Source organism: Streptomyces tanashiensis, assembly GCF_014648895.1.
Classification (GTDB): Bacteria; Actinomycetota; Actinomycetes; order Streptomycetales; family Streptomycetaceae; genus Streptomyces; species Streptomyces tanashiensis.
This window is the reverse complement of sequence record NZ_BMRZ01000002.1, coordinates 207,565-221,673: the sequence shown is the minus strand read 5'-3', so window position 1 is coordinate 221,673 and position 14,109 is coordinate 207,565. Positions and strand designations below refer to the sequence as shown.

The window sequence follows — 14,109 nt, the reverse complement described above, 5'->3', positions numbered from 1 at the left end:
GCAGCCGGGGCGCGGGCAGGCGGGCAGGCCGGCAGGAGAACGGCGATCCGGACGGACCCGGTCCCGACACCGAGCTGCTCCGGCTCACCCTGCCGACCCACCGCGAGGCCCGCTTCCGGGACGTGAACGAGCTGGTGTCTCGGTCGCGCCGCGCGGACTGCGACCGCCCGTCGAGGGGCATAGTAGGGGAGTGATCACCAAAAGTGACGAGGGTGGCGGCAGTGACGGCGGCCGTGGGGCATCTGACGGCGTAGGTGACGAGCAGGCCCAGGTCATCGTGGTGGGGGCGGGGCCGGCGGGCTCCGCCGCCGCGGTGCACCTGGCACGAGCCGGTGTGGACGTCATGCTCCTGGAGAAGAGCGGCTTCCCCCGGGAGAAGGTGTGCGGTGACGGCCTGACCCCGCGCGCCGTGCACCAGTTGGTGCGGCTGGGCATCGACATCGACGCGCCGGGCTGGATGCGGAACAAGGGCATGCGCTGGGTCTGCGGCGGACACCGAGCGGAGTTGGACTGGCCGCGCCTGGGCGCGTTCCCCGACTTCGGACTCACGCGGAGCCGGCACGACTTCGACGACCTGCTCGCCACGCACGCGACCGCGACCGGAGCGCGCTTGCGCACCAACGTCAAAGTCACCGGCCCACTGACCGACAGGGCAGGGCAGGTCATCGGCGTGACCGCCTCCCACGGGCCGGGGGCGGAACCGGTGCGGTACCTGGCCCCCTTGGTGGTCGCGGCCGATGGCGCCTCGGCACGTACGGCTCTCGGCCTCGGGCTCGAACGGGACGCGAAACGCCCCGTCGCGGCGGCCGCCCGCCGGTACTACCGCAGCGCGGCCCGCACCCACGACCCCTACCTGGAGCTCTGGGCCGACCTGCGCTGTCCCCGCACCGGACTCGACCTGCCCGGATACGGATGGGTGTTTCCCATGGGGGACGGCCGCGTCAACGTGGGCCTCGGCGCGCTGCCGCAGCAGCGCCGGCGCCGACCCGTGGACCTGCGGGCCGCGCTGGACCACTGGCTGCCCCGCCTGCCCGAGGAGTGGGACGTGAACGAAGGGAGCGCCGATTCCCCGCTGCGCAGCGCGCCGCTGCCGATGGGACTGAACCGGCGTCCGCAGTACCGCCGTGGCCTGCTGCTCGTGGGTGACAGCGCCGGCATGGTCAGCCCGTGGAGCGGCGAGGGCATCGCCCAGGCGATGGAGGCCGCCGAGGTGGCGGCGGAGATCATCGCCCTCGCGCTGGCCAGGCCGGCCGGACCACGCCGGGAACACGCGCTGCACCACTACCCGGCCGAGATCCAGCGTCGGTGGGCCCGCTACTACCGGCTGGGCAACGTCGCGGGCGATCTGCTCTTCTCCCGGTTCGGCTACCGTCCCCTCCTGCACCCCCGGGTGATGGCCTCGCCGCACCTGTTGAGGGTCCTGGCCCGCCTGTTGACCCATGTGAGCGACGAGCCCGCGCAGGACACGATCGATGCCGTCCTGCACTCACTCCTGCGCCTCGTTCCCGTCCCTCGCCGGTAGCCCGTGCGCCGCTCCTGACCAAGGCCGGGGGCGGTCTACGCCCCCGCGACCAACAGCGCGCCCATCGCCAGCATGGTCACCGCGACCAGACCGTCCAGCACCCGCCATGCCTTGGGGCGGGAGAGGACACCCGAGAGCAGGCGGGCGCCGAAGCCGAGGGCGAAGAACCAGCCCAGGCTGGCCAGGGCCGCGCCGGCGCCGAAGGCCCAGCGCAGGTCGCCCCGGTCGGAGGCGAGCGAGCCCACCAGAAGAACGGTGTCCAGGTACACGTGAGGGTTCAGCCACGTCATGGCCAGGCAGGTCAGGACCGCCCGCCGGGCGGAACCCGCGTCCGGGCCGCCGGCGGAGAGCGTGGCCGCCGGATCCGGGCGCAGCACCCTCCGGGCGGCCAGGAACCCGTAGCAGAGCAGGAACGCCCCGCCCGCCAGGCCGACCGCGGTCAGCATCGCCGGCCAGGCCGTGACCACCGCCCCCACCCCGGCGACTCCGAGCGCGATCAGTACCGCGTCGGAGACGGCACAGATGACCACGACCGCGAGGACGGCGTGGCGGCGGACGCCCTGGCGCAGGACGAAGGCGTTCTGGGCTCCGATGGCCACGATGAGGGAGAGGCCCGTACCGAATCCGGCGAGCAGGGCGGCGACAGTGCTGGTCATGACGTCGACCGTACGAATCAGCGGGGAATGAGTACAGCTAAGGATTCTTACGTACCCTTAGCGGTACTTATGGATGAGCTTCCCCTGGATCAGGTCAGAACCCTGCTGGCGGTGGTCGACGAAGGCACCTTCGACGCCGCGGCCGCCGCCCTGCACGTGACACCCTCCGCCGTCAGCCAGCGCGTCAAGGCCCTGGAACAGCGCACCGGGCGGGTCCTGCTGCTGCGCACCAAGCCGGTACGGGCCACCGAGTCCGGCGACGTGGTGGTCAGGTTCGCCCGGCAGCTGGCCCGGCTGGAGCGGGATGCCCGCGCCGAACTCGGGCTGGCTGCGGAGCAGGGCCCCGCGCGGGTTCCGGTGGCGGTCAACGCGGACTCCCTCGCCACCTGGTTCCTGCCCGCACTCACCCGGGTGCCGCAGGACCCTCCGGTCTGCTTCGAGCTCCACCGGGAGGACGAGTCCCACACCACCGCCCTGCTGCGCGAAGGACAGGTGATGGCGGCCGTCACCTCCTCGCCCGACGCGGTGGCAGGGTGCACCGTACGTCTGCTGGGACTGGCCCGCTATCTGGCTGTGGCGACTCCGGAATTCGCGGCCCGGCACCTGACGGGCGCCTTGGCCCAGGACCTGTGCGAGGCGCCCACCGTGGTGTTCGACCGGCGTGACGAGCTGCAGGACACCTTCGTCCGGGCTCTGACGCGCGGCCGGTCGGGGGCCGGGAAGATCCGGCACATGGTGCCGGCCTCGGACGGGTTCCGGGACGCCGTGGCCGCCGGCCTCGGCTGGGGCCTGGTGCCCGAACCGCAGGCCACGTCGCTGTTGCGGGCCGGCCGACTGGTCGAGCTTGCCCCGGGCCGACCCATGGACGTCCCGCTGTACTGGCAGCAGTGGAAGCTGGACTCGCCCGCTCTGTCCGCCGTCGCCGAGGCGGTCGCGGAGGTCGCCGCCGAGGCGCTGCTGCCTGGTCGAGCGACCGGAAGGCCATGAGGTCGCCGGGAGTTCCGGGATGCTGGTGGGATGCGCATCCGTATCGACACCGTCGAGCTGCCCGGCCTCACCTGTCGGCCAGGGGACCCCTCAGGTGCTGCCTACCGGAACGTCCATGTGGCGGTCCAACGCCGAGACCGCCCGGCCGAGCTCCTGGACCCGCAGCCCAGAGACGCGGCGAGCGCGACCTGGACGCTGGAGTGCACCGCCGCCGTCTCTTGGCCAGAGTCGGCCGGCTCCGCCGGGTGGGCGCTCGACGAACTCGGCCTGAACGAATCGACGTTCCGCGACGGTCTCAGACGTCGTGCTGGACGACACCGCGCGTGGAGAGGGTGACGGGGTCGCCCCCGGTGAAGTCGCCTGGAGGGATGCCCGGGTGGTGGTGCCCCTCCTTCGGCGTGGGCTGCGCCTCGCCGCCGCTGAGGGTGAGGCGGGACACGATCCGGTAGCGGTCGCCGCGGTAGAGCGAGTGGACGTACTCCACCGCGCGGCCGCGGGTGTCGGTGGTGAGTCGTTCGAAGAGCAGTGCGGGGGACAGCTCGGGCACGTCGAGCAGATCGGCTTCGGCGCGGGTGACGACGGTGGGTTCGATCGACTGGACCGCCTCGTGGACCTGGACGCCGTGCCGGTCGCGAAGGTGCTCGTAGAGGTCGCCCTGCTCCAGCTCGCCCCTGGTCAGGCCCGGGGCGAGGTCGGTCCGCACGTGCAGGTGCTCGATCGCCACGGGGGAGCCGTCCACGAGGCGGAGGCGGGCGACGTACAGGATCTCGGCGGCGGGGGAGATGCGCAGCTTGCGGCTGACTCGGGCGCCGGCCGGCAGCGTGCTGAACTCCAGCAGCCGGCTGGTCCACACCCCGCCGGCCCGCGGCAGGCTGAACGTGTTCTGGTCGGCGACCAGTTCCTGGGTGATCTTCTCCGCGGCCACGAACATGCCCCGGCCGTGCTCCCGGACGAGCAGCCCGGCGACGACCAGTTCGTCGACGGCCGCCCTCAGCGTGGGGCGTGACACTCCCAACTCGGAACAGAGGGTGCGCTCGGACGGGATCGCGTCACCGGGGTGCCGTGCCTCGATGAGCTCGAGGATCGCGTCACGGACGCGCTCACGCTTGAGCATCGCGCCGGAGGCTGCCGCGTCGATCTCCATACGGGGCTCTCGTTCGTTCGTCGGGTACGTTCTCTGGTCAACTATAACTGGTCAAGTGGTCAGGTTGGGGTGGGTGTGCAGGTCCGGGGCTATCCGGCTCTTTCTGAGTGCCTGCTAGTCAAAACCCCGCTCTGCCGCAGGGGTTGACGCTGATATTGGTCTATGCCACCTTCATCTCCGCGCCAACTGGTAAACACTCGATCGGCGATTGGTCAGGTCCAGGTGTACCTGCCCTTCTCATGCTCCCCAGAGGTGAACCGTGAAGCACCGCCCCCTTGCCCTGCTCGGTGCCATGCTGCTGAGTTCCGGACTCGTCGCCTGCTCCACCTCCGGCGGTGACTCCGAGCAGCGCGCCGACGGCCCGACCGTCCTTGATGTCTGGCTCATGCGCGACAGCGTCTCCGAGACCTTCCAGAAGGAGTTCGAGGCCGGCTTCGAGAAGGCTCACCCGGACATCGACCTCAAGATCCAGATCCAGGAATGGGAGGGCATCGGAGAGAAGGTCACCGCGGCCCTGGCCAGCAACGACGCCCCCGACGTCATCGAGGTCGGCAACACCCAGGTCGCCCAGTACGCCCAGAGCGGCGGCCTCACCGACTTCAGCGACAAGGTCGCCGAGCTCGGCGGCGACTCCTGGCTCAAGGGCCTCGCCGAACCGGGAGCCTGGGAGGGCAAGCAGTACGGCATCCCGTACTACGCCGCCAATCGCGTCGTCATCTACCGCACCGACCTCTTCCAGGAGGCGGGCATCGACGCCACGAAGATCAAGACGCGCGACCAGTGGCTCGCCGCCACCGAGAAGCTCAACAGGAACGGCACCCAGGGCATCTACCTCCCCGGCCAGAACTGGTTCGCCCTCGCGGGCTTCGTCTGGGACGAGGGCGGCGACCTCGCCGCGCGGGAAGGCGCGACATGGAAGGGAGGCCTCGACAGCCCCGAAGCGTTGAGAGCCATGGAGTTCTACCAGCGGCTCCAGGCCCTCGGCAAGGGCCCCAAGGACTCCGACGAGTCCCGCCCCCTGCAGGCCGAAGTCGTGGCCAAGGGGCGGATAGCCCAGGTCATCGCCGCCCCCGGCGGAGCCAACCTCATCGCGCAGAGCAACCCCGACCTCAAGGGCAAGCTGGGATTCTTCCCGATCCCCGGCAAGACCCCCGACACCCCGGGCGCCGTCTTCACCGGCGGTTCCGACCTGGTCGTCCCCTCCGCCGCCGCGCACCAGGAGGAGGCGTACACCTTCATCAAGGAGCTCACCGGCGAGGCCTGGCAGAAGAAGCTCGCCCTCGCCATGAGCTACGTCCCGAACAAGACCAACCTGGCTGCCGCCGTCGCCTCCGATCCCGGTGCCGCAGCCATGGCGGTCGGCGCCGCCAACGGGCACGCCACGCCCAACACCCCGCAGTGGGCAGCGGTCGAGGCCAAGAACCCGATCAAGGACTACATGACGGCGGTGCTGATCGGCCGCGACGCGACGTCCGAGGCCGGCAAGGCGTCCCGGTCCATCACCACCACGCTGAACAGCGGTTCCTGACAGATGCCGGCCACACCCTCCCGACGACTGCCCCGCAGACGCCCTCCCACCCTCGGCCCCTACCTGCTGATCGCACCGGCCGTCCTGGGCATGCTCTACCTCCTGCTCTATCCGTTCGGCCGGGCTCTGCTCATCTCCCTGCAGGACTTCCGGCTGCGCGAACTGATCAGAGGCGACGCCGAGTTCGTGGGTCTGCGCAACTACCGGACCCTGCTGACCGACCCGAGGTTCTGGGACGTCGTCCGCCGCACGTTCCTGTTCATGGCCGTCAACGTCGTCGCCATCATGATCCTCTCCACCCTGGTCGCCCTGATGATCGAACGGCTGGGCAGACCCGCCAGAGCCGTCGTCCTCAGCTCGCTGGTCCTGGTGTGGGCGGTACCCGTCGTGGCCGCCACCACCGTCTTCCAGTGGCTGTTCCACTCCGAGTTCGGCATCGTCAACGAAACCCTCACCCGCCTCGGGTTCACCTCCTTCGAGGGCTACACCTGGTTCGCCGACGGCAGCGCCGCCTTCACGATCCTCGTCGTCCTCATCGTGTGGCAGTCCGTGCCCTTCGCCGCCATCACCCTCTACTCGGCCCTCACCACCGTCCCCGAGGAGCTCTACGAATCCGCGCGCATCGACGGCGCCGGCGCCACGAGGATCTTCCGCTCCGTGACCTTCCCCCTCGTGAGACCGATCTTCATGCTGGTGCTCTCCCTCGAGGTCATCTGGACCTTCAAGGCATTCGTCCAGATCTGGGTGATGACCCGGGGCGGACCGGGCGACGCGACCACGATCCTGCCGGTGTACGCCGTGCAGACCGCCCTCGCGAACCAGCGCTACGACCTCGGCGCGGCCGCCTCCATGGTCACCGTCCTCCTCATGAGCGGCGTCCTCGTCCTCTACTTCCGCCAACTGTTCCGCCAGGAAGGGGAGCACACGTGACCACGAACCGCAGGCCCACCCCGCGGCGCGCCCTGCGCCGCCTCCCGCTCAACGCCGCGGCCGGCCTGACGGTGGTGATCTGCCTCTTTCCCGTGTACTGGATGGTCACGACCGCCCTCAAGCCGTCCCGGGACATCCAGTCCTACGAACCCCGTCTGGTCCCACGCGCATGGACCCTCGACCACTTCCGGGCAGCGGTCCAGGCCGACGGCTTCACCCTGTTCTGGCGCAACAGCATCCTGGTCACCCTCAGCGCCGTACTCCTGGCGCTGCTCGTCGCACTCGGCGCCGCGTACGCCGTGGCGAGGCTGCGATGGCGCGGGCGCAGGCAGTTCATGCTGGCGGTCTTCATCGCCCAGATGGCGCCCTGGGAATCACTGATCATCCCGATCTACATCATCGCCCGCGACACCGACATGCTCGACCGGCTGCCCACGCTCACCCTGGTCTACTTCATGATCACCCTGCCGTTCACCGTGGTGGTGCTGCGGGGCTTCATCGCCGGCATCCCACCCGAACTGGAAGAGGCGGCGCAGGTCGACGGCTGCACCCGCGTGGGAGCCTTCCGCCGCGTCGCGTTCCCGCTGCTCGCCCCGGGACTGATGGCCACCTCGCTCTTCGGCTTCATCACCGCCTGGAACGAGTTCACCTACGCCAACTTCCTGATCATCAAGCAGCAGGACAGCCGCACGCTGCCCGTCTGGCTCTCCTCCTTCCAGACGACCTTCGGCACGGACTGGGGCGCCACCATGGCGGCCTCCACCCTCTTCGCCCTGCCCGCGCTGATCGTCTTCCTCGCCCTGCAGCGCCACGTGACCTCAGGCCTCACCGCCGGGGGAGTCAAGGGCTAGCCGGCACATCCTTCCCCCTTCCGTGTCCCGCCGAACACCGGAGACAAAGCCCCGTGGACCCCCTGCACCCCCGACTCCCGCGTCCTGAACTCGCACTCGTTCCCCGCCCCACCCGGCTGTCCCCGCGCCCCGGCCGATTCCGCCTCGACGACACCACACGGCTGCGCGTCGCCCCCGGCGCCGAAGGAGCCGCCGACCTCCTGCGTACGTATCTCGAGCCCGCAACGGGACTGCGGCTGGAGCACGCCGAGGACGGCGCCTTCGTCCTTGCCCTCGACTCCGCACTCACGGGCCTGGGCGAGGAGGGATACGGGCTGACCGTCTCCGCCCAGGGCGTGCTGCTGCGCGCCGCCCGCCCGGCCGGTCTGCTGTGCGGCGTGCAGACGGTCCGCCAGCTCCTGCCCCACGAAGCGCTGTCGGCGCCCTCGGAGGGGATCGAGCTGCCCGGAGTGGAGATCACGGACGTCCCCGCGCATCCCTGGCGCGGCATGCTGCTGGACGTCGCCCGCCACTTCCAGCCCGTGTCCTACCTGCGCCGTTTCGTCGACCTCCTGGCCCTGCACAAGCTGAACACGCTCCAGCTGCACCTCACCGACGACCAGGGCTGGCGGATGCCGGTCGCCGCCCATCCCAGGCTCACCGACATAGGCGGCCGACGGGAACAGTCGATGGTCGGCCCCGCCGGCAGCGGGCGGTTCGACGGCCGCCCGCATGCCGGCTCGTACACCCGCGCCGAACTCGCCGAGCTCGTCGCGTACGCGGCCGCGCGCGGTGTGACGGTCGTGCCGGAGGTGGGCGTGCCGGGACACGTACGATCCGCGCTCGCCGCCTATCCCGAACTGGGCAACCGCCCCGAGCGGCCGCTCGACGTGTGGACCCACTGGGGCGTCTGCTCGAACGTCCTCGGCGTCGGCGACCACGTCCTCGACTTCTTCCGTACGGTCCTGGACGAGGTGATGGACCTCTTCCCCTCCCGTTACCTCCACATAGGAGGCGACGAAGTCCCCACGGACGAATGGGAGGCGAGCCCGGCGGCGATCGCCCGGGCCTCACGGGAAGGGCTGGCAGGCCCACGGGAGCTGCACGGCTGGTTCATGTCCACGATGGTCGACCACGTCGTACAGGCGGGCCGCCGCCCGGTCGCCTGGGCCGAGAACGGCGCCACACTTCCCCAGACCTGCACGGTGATGAGCTGGCGCACACCGCAGCACGCCTGGGCGGCCGCACGCCGGGGCCACGACGTCATCCACGCCGACCACCGCTCGACCTACTTCGACTACGCACGCGGCCCCGGCTCCACGGAACCTCCCGCGCAGCCCGGCCACGCCCTCGACCTGCGGACCGTCTACGGCGTCGACCTCCAGCCGCCCCCCGACGAGCCGCTGCTCGCCGGAAAGGTCCTGGGCGTCCAGGGGCAGCTGTGGACCGAGTTCGTCCCGACGCCCGAGCACATCGAGTACCTCACCTACCCCCGGTTGTGCGCCCTCGCCGAACGGGCGTGGGACTCCACCGAGGACTGGCGGGACTTCCGGACCCGTCTGGACGGGCACCGGGCGCGGCTGACCGCGCTCGGCGTCCCGCACGACATCCTCCGGGACCGGACCGCACACGCCCCTGTGTGAAGTGCTCGCACCCCCGCCGCACCCCCCGCCCCACCCCCCGATCTCTCCCGCCGGCCGGCGGGAGCGAAGGAAAGGAATCTGTCGGATGAGTAGCCGTACGACCTCCCGCACCACGCGCGCCGCCCTCGCCCTGACCGCCCTCGTCGGCAGCGCTGCCCTCGCGACCCTTCCCCTCACCACCGCGTCCGCCTCAGCCTCCGCGGGCGACGGCCTGGTCGTCCAGTACCGCACCGGCGCCGGCGGTGCCACCGCCGACCAGACCGAGCCGTGGCTCAAGGTGCGCAACACCGGAACCAGCGCCGTACAGCTGAGTCAGGTGAAGGTCCGCTACTACTTCAAGGCCGACTCGCCGAACGCCTCGTACCGCTTCGCCTGCTCCTGGGCGGTGAAGGGCTGCTCGGTGATCACCGGAACCTTCGGTACGCTCGCCCACCCCACGGCGACGGCCGACCGCTACCTGGAGATCGGCTTCACCCCCGCTGCCGGCTCCCTCGCTCCCGGCGCCGACACCGGCGACATGCAGCTGCGCTTCTACCAGTCGACCTGGCAGCCCCTGAACCAGAGCGACGACTACTCCTTCGGCGGCACCCAGACCACCTACGCCGACTGGCCCAAGGTCACCGCGCAGGCAGGCGGCACCATCGTGTGGGGCACCGCCCCCGCCGGGAACGAGCCGACGGACCCGCCGACCCCGACCGACCCGCCCACCGACCCGCCGACCGGCGGCGGTGAGACGCTCTTCGACGACTTCTCCTACACCTCGCACACCGACCCGGCCCTGGCATCCCACGGATGGAACGTCCGCTCCAACTCCGGCGGCCCCGGGGTCCCCGGCGCCACCTGGGACCCCTCCAAGGTCACCTTCGTCAACCAGAGCGGCAACACGGTGATGAACCTGGAGACGTCCAGTGCCGGCACCGGTTCCAGCACCACCCACACCGAAGTCCTCACCAAGGCGAGCAAGTTCAAGAACGGGACGTACGCGGCCCGTGTGAAGTTCTCCGACGCCCCCAAGTACGGGCCCGACGGCGACCGCATCGTGCAGACCTTCTTCACCATCAACGACCTCAAGGCCCCCATGGCGGACGACTACGCCGAGTACGACTTCGAGTACCTGCCCAACGGCGGCTGGGGCGAGCCGGCCAACATCCTCTACACGACCTCGTGGGAGACCTACAACCCCGACCCCTGGCAGGCGGTCAACCAGCACAGCGAGAGCCGACAGAGCTTCGCCGGCTGGCACGACCTCGTCGTGACCATCGACCACAGCAGGATCACCTACTACATCGACGGCGCGCTCTTCGGTACGCATGACGCCGCCTATCTGCCCGAACGGCCCATGTCCATCAACTTCAACCAGTGGCTGATCGACCTCAACGGCCAGACGTCGACCACCCCGCGGGCCTACGACCAGCAGGTCGACTACGTCCTGCACGTCAAGGACCAGGCCCTCACCCCGGCCCAGGTCGCCACGGAGATCGCCTCCCTGCGCGGCGCCGGAACGACCTTCGTCGACGAGGTCCCCGCCTCCTGACAGCGTGAGTGAACGGGTGCCATCGCCGGACCCGGGACGGCGGTGAGGAGACCGCGCGTCGGCAGGGACGTGGATGCCCCCTCGCGTCCGGAAGGGGGCATCCATGAGCCCGCCGAGTCCCATCCCGCCAACCGCACGCAGAGCAGAAGTGGTTGGCGCCGGCTTCAGACGGTGGGCTAAGTTGCGGGCATGACTACCGGGACGGCATCGCGCCACACACGGATGGGTGACCCGGTGCTCTCCTGAGCACCGCACGGGCCGGTGCGTGCCCGATGTCCGAACGAGGATCCTGCGCTGCTTCGCGGGCTCCGCCTCGTCGTGTTGATCACAGGCTCCCCTCATCAACCACGACAGGAGAATCCGTTCCATGCCCGTCAACACGCTGCTGATTCCCACCGCCGACGGTCAGGCCGATGCGTTCGCCGCCTTCCCCGACCACGGTGTGCGGCACCCAGGGGTGCTGATGTACCCGGACGGCTTCGGTGTCCGGCCCGCGCTGCGGGAGATGGCCCGCGAACTGGCCGGGCACGGGTACTACGTGCTCGTCCCCCACATCTTCTACCGGCACGGTCCCGCACCGCTGATCGCACTTCCCCGGTACATCGGTGAAGAGGCCCGGTCCGCGATCTTCGCCCAACTGATGCCCCTGATCGAGGCGCACACCGCCGACCGCGTCCTCCGAGACGCCGACGCCTACCTCAGGTTTCTCAGCGCCCAGCCCGAGGTCAGCGCCGGGCCGGTCGCGGTGACCGGCTACTGCATCGGCGGACTCCTGGCCACGCGCACCGCCGCGGCCCACCCCGACCAGGTGGCCGCCCTCGCCGGATTCCACGGCCCTGTGGGCGCGGACGGGCCCTCCCTCCTCTCCGGCCTCACCGCCCAGGTCCACTTCGGCCATGCCGAGACCGACCTGACGCCCGAGGCCCTCGGCGAGCTCAACCGGGCCCTGGACGCCAGGGGTGTCGACTACACCTCCGAGATCTACCCCGGCACCGTCCACGGCTTCACCATGTCGGACACCGACGCCTTCAACCCTGCCGCGCTGAGGCTCCACTGGGACCGCCTGCTGCCCCTGCTCGGCCGTACCCTCGCCGCCGGCTAGACCCCGATCGAGGACGCCTCGCGACCGTCCCCGGCTGTCACGGGACTCCCATCCCGCTCGGAAACGGGACCATCCCGCGTCTGGCCGGGGCCGCCCGTCGGTGGCACGATCTGCGGGATGCCCCCTTCCCTCCAGGTCGGCCCCTACACCGTCACGGCGCTCGCCGACGGCGCGGGCCCCTTCTTCTCCTCCAGGTCGGAGGCGTTCCCCGACGCCACCACCGAGCAGTGGGCGGCGGCCGACCGGCTCGATCCCGGGGCGCGCGACCCCGACGGGCGGTGGTGGCTCCAGTTCCGCGCGTTCGCGATCCGCAGCAGCCAGGGCGTCACCTTGGTCGACGCGGGAATCGGCCCGGCCGACAGCCCGGCGGCCTCCTGGGCGCCCGTCCCCGGGGAACTGCCGGCCTCGCTGGCCGCCGCGGGCATCGAACCCGCCGAAGTGGACACCGTGGTGCTCACCCACCTCCACACCGATCACGTGGGCTGGGCCGTCGTCGGCGGCGCGCAGGCGCGGCCGTTCTTCCCGAACGCCGAGTACCTGCTGCAGCGGGCCGAACTCGACGCGATCGACGAGGTCAACCCGCACCTGCGATCCCGCGTGGTCGACCCGCTCCGCAAGACCGGCCAGCTCCGTCTCCTCGATGGCGAGACCTCTCTGCGCCGCGGCGAACGCGTGCTCGCCACGCCCGGTCACACACCCGGGCACCAGAGCGTGCTCGTCGCGTCCCGGCGCGAACTGGTCGCCGTCACCGGTGACCTGCTCGTGCACGCCATCCAGCTGCTCCACCCGGAACTCGCCTACGCCCACGAGAAGGATGCGGCGCAGGCCAGGGCCTCAAGGGAACGGGTGCTTCGCCGGCGGAACGGTGACACCCTCTACCTTGCGACACCGCACCTGACCGAGCCGTTCCTCGCCCGCTGACCCATTCGTCCACACCGGCCACACCTCGGCCGTCCAGGGTCCGCGACGTGGGCGGCCCTGTCCATCACGGCGCGGTCGGCGGGAACACCACACGAACCGTCAGGCCGCCCCCCTCCGGGTTGGCCGATGCTGTTGCCCCGGCCCCGTGCGCCCGGGCGACGGCGTCGACGATCGACAGGCCGAGGCCCGCGCCCTCGCCGGGCGCGTGGGTGCGTTCGTTGAGGCGCCGGAAGGGCTCGAAGAGCAGAGGGACCGTGGCGGACGGCACGACCGGCCCGGTGTTGGCGACTTCGATGCCGATGTCCGGGCCGGTGCGCACCTCGACCCGACCCTCGGGGACGTTGTGCCGCACCGCGTTCGCGACCAGATTGTGCAGGAGGCGCTCCAGGAGTACAGGATCCCCGTCGATGGTCAGCGGCAGGGCCCGGACGGTGATGTGCACACCCCGCTCCGCCGCCTCGTCGTCGAGCGCCGCCACCACCTGCCGGGCGAGCGCGTCCACGGCCACCCGGCGACGTTCCTTGAGACCCTGCTCGGAGGCTGCGAGGAGCAGGAGCCCCTCGATGATCCGCTCGCTGGTGTCCGCGACCTCGATCAGCTTCGACCGCATGCGGGCCACCCGCTCGGGGGAGGGATCTCCGCCGAGTCCGATCTCGGCGGCCGCCCTCTGCACGGCCAGCGGGGTGCGCAGCTCGTGGGCGGCGTTCGCGGCGAACCGCTGCTGGGCGGAGACGAGCCGTTCCATGCGGCCGAGCATGCCGTCGAAGGTGTCGGCGAGCCGCTTGAGTTCGCCGGGCGGTGCGTCGAGGGCGATCCTTTCGTGCAGGTTCTCACCGGAGAGGCGGCGGGCGGTCTCGGTGATGACGGCGATCGGCCGGAGCACCCGGCCCGCAGTCCACCACGCGAGCGCGAGCGACAGAATCGCGTAGCAGACGAAGACGGTCACCGAGACGGTGAGAAGACGGTCGAGGGCCGCGGACTCGGCCGCGTCGCTGAGCGTCCGCGTGATCGCCAGCGCCTCGCCCGGGACGACGGTGGCGTTGCTCGGTGCGGGGCTCGCGGGCGCGGCGCTCGGCACCCCGGTGGGGACGGCGGTCTGCCAGGAGGACGGCAGTCGTTCCAGCCGCTGCGCCGGCACGGCCGTGGTGACGGCCATGCTGATCGAGGAGTACATGCCCTCCTCCACGAGCACGTACACGACTCCGGTGAGAAGCGCCCCGGCGAGCACGAGGAGGCCGGTGTAGAGGGCCGTCAGCCGGGCCCGTTCGCTCCGGAACGGCAGCATGCGGCCGGGCTGTGCGTCGAGGTCCGG

Annotated in this window: 12 protein-coding genes and 1 pseudogene; 10 read left to right on the top strand and 3 right to left on the bottom strand. The window is 70.9% G+C overall.

Features of this window, described 5'->3' with window-relative positions; translation table 11 throughout:
• Nucleotides 1-190 precede the first annotated feature (190 nt).
• Nucleotides 191-1,522: a geranylgeranyl reductase family protein gene (locus IE237_RS06500; protein WP_370468153.1), complete on the top strand. Its 1,332-nt coding sequence runs from the start codon at nt 191-193 to the stop codon at nt 1,520-1,522.
• A 35-nt stretch (nt 1,523-1,557) separates the two neighbouring features.
• Here the strand turns inward: IE237_RS06500 and IE237_RS06495 are convergent, their stop codons facing one another.
• Nucleotides 1,558-2,178, bottom strand: coding sequence for a LysE/ArgO family amino acid transporter (locus tag IE237_RS06495; RefSeq protein WP_189800840.1), 621 nt, complete (start codon nt 2,176-2,178; stop codon nt 1,558-1,560).
• Nucleotides 2,179-2,247: 69 nt separating this feature from the next.
• On the opposite strand from IE237_RS06495, the gene IE237_RS06490 reads away from it, so the two are divergent.
• Together IE237_RS06490 and IE237_RS40575 are read left to right on the top strand one after the other, a co-directional pair.
• Nucleotides 2,248-3,165, top strand: coding sequence for a LysR family transcriptional regulator ArgP (locus tag IE237_RS06490; RefSeq protein WP_189800839.1), 918 nt, complete (start codon nt 2,248-2,250; stop codon nt 3,163-3,165).
• A gap of 30 nt (nt 3,166-3,195) precedes the next feature.
• A pseudogene (locus IE237_RS40575) lies at nt 3,196-3,384 on the top strand (DUF5990 family protein); the annotation flags it as partial.
• A 76-nt stretch (nt 3,385-3,460) separates the two neighbouring features.
• Here the strand turns inward: IE237_RS40575 and IE237_RS06485 are convergent.
• Nucleotides 3,461-4,309 carry a GntR family transcriptional regulator gene (locus IE237_RS06485; RefSeq protein ID WP_189800838.1) on the bottom strand — a complete coding sequence of 283 codons (849 nt, stop codon included), beginning with the start codon at nt 4,307-4,309 and terminating at the stop codon, nt 3,461-3,463.
• Between the two features lie 259 nt (nt 4,310-4,568).
• Here IE237_RS06485 and IE237_RS06480 point away from each other — a divergent pair, with 259 nt between their 5' ends.
• The 7 genes from IE237_RS06480 to IE237_RS06450 all read left to right on the top strand — a co-directional run bounded on the left by IE237_RS06480 (nt 4,569) and on the right by IE237_RS06450 (nt 12,797).
• A complete protein-coding gene (locus IE237_RS06480; protein ID WP_189800837.1) occupies nt 4,569-5,837 on the top strand; it encodes an extracellular solute-binding protein in 1,269 nt (422 codons plus the stop codon).
• Nucleotides 5,838-5,840: 3 nt separating this feature from the next.
• On the top strand, nt 5,841-6,767 hold the full coding sequence (locus tag IE237_RS06475) for a carbohydrate ABC transporter permease (RefSeq protein ID WP_189800836.1): 927 nt from the start codon (nt 5,841-5,843) through the stop codon (nt 6,765-6,767).
• Nucleotides 6,764-7,618: a carbohydrate ABC transporter permease gene (locus tag IE237_RS06470; protein ID WP_189800835.1), complete on the top strand. Its 855-nt coding sequence runs from the start codon at nt 6,764-6,766 to the stop codon at nt 7,616-7,618. The genes IE237_RS06475 and IE237_RS06470 overlap by 4 nt, the downstream gene beginning before the upstream one ends.
• A 53-nt stretch (nt 7,619-7,671) precedes the next feature.
• The gene (locus IE237_RS06465) at nt 7,672-9,240 is read left to right on the top strand and encodes a beta-N-acetylhexosaminidase (RefSeq protein WP_189800834.1); all 1,569 of its coding nucleotides are present in this window, start codon (nt 7,672-7,674) and stop codon (nt 9,238-9,240) included.
• An 85-nt stretch (nt 9,241-9,325) separates the two neighbouring features.
• Nucleotides 9,326-10,774 (top strand): cellulose binding domain-containing protein, encoded by a 1,449-nt coding sequence (locus IE237_RS06460; protein WP_189800833.1) that lies wholly within the window; start codon nt 9,326-9,328, stop codon nt 10,772-10,774.
• 367 nt (nt 10,775-11,141) lie between these two features.
• The gene (locus tag IE237_RS06455) at nt 11,142-11,876 is read left to right on the top strand and encodes a dienelactone hydrolase family protein (protein WP_189800832.1); all 735 of its coding nucleotides are present in this window, start codon (nt 11,142-11,144) and stop codon (nt 11,874-11,876) included.
• Between the two features lie 117 nt (nt 11,877-11,993).
• Nucleotides 11,994-12,797, top strand: coding sequence for an MBL fold metallo-hydrolase (locus tag IE237_RS06450; protein ID WP_189800831.1), 804 nt, complete (start codon nt 11,994-11,996; stop codon nt 12,795-12,797).
• 64 nt (nt 12,798-12,861) lie between these two features.
• Here the strand turns inward: IE237_RS06450 and IE237_RS06445 are convergent, their stop codons facing one another.
• Nucleotides 12,862-14,082 carry an ATP-binding protein gene (locus tag IE237_RS06445; RefSeq protein ID WP_189800830.1) on the bottom strand — a complete coding sequence of 407 codons (1,221 nt, stop codon included), beginning with the start codon at nt 14,080-14,082 and terminating at the stop codon, nt 12,862-12,864.
• Nucleotides 14,083-14,109 lie beyond the last annotated feature (27 nt).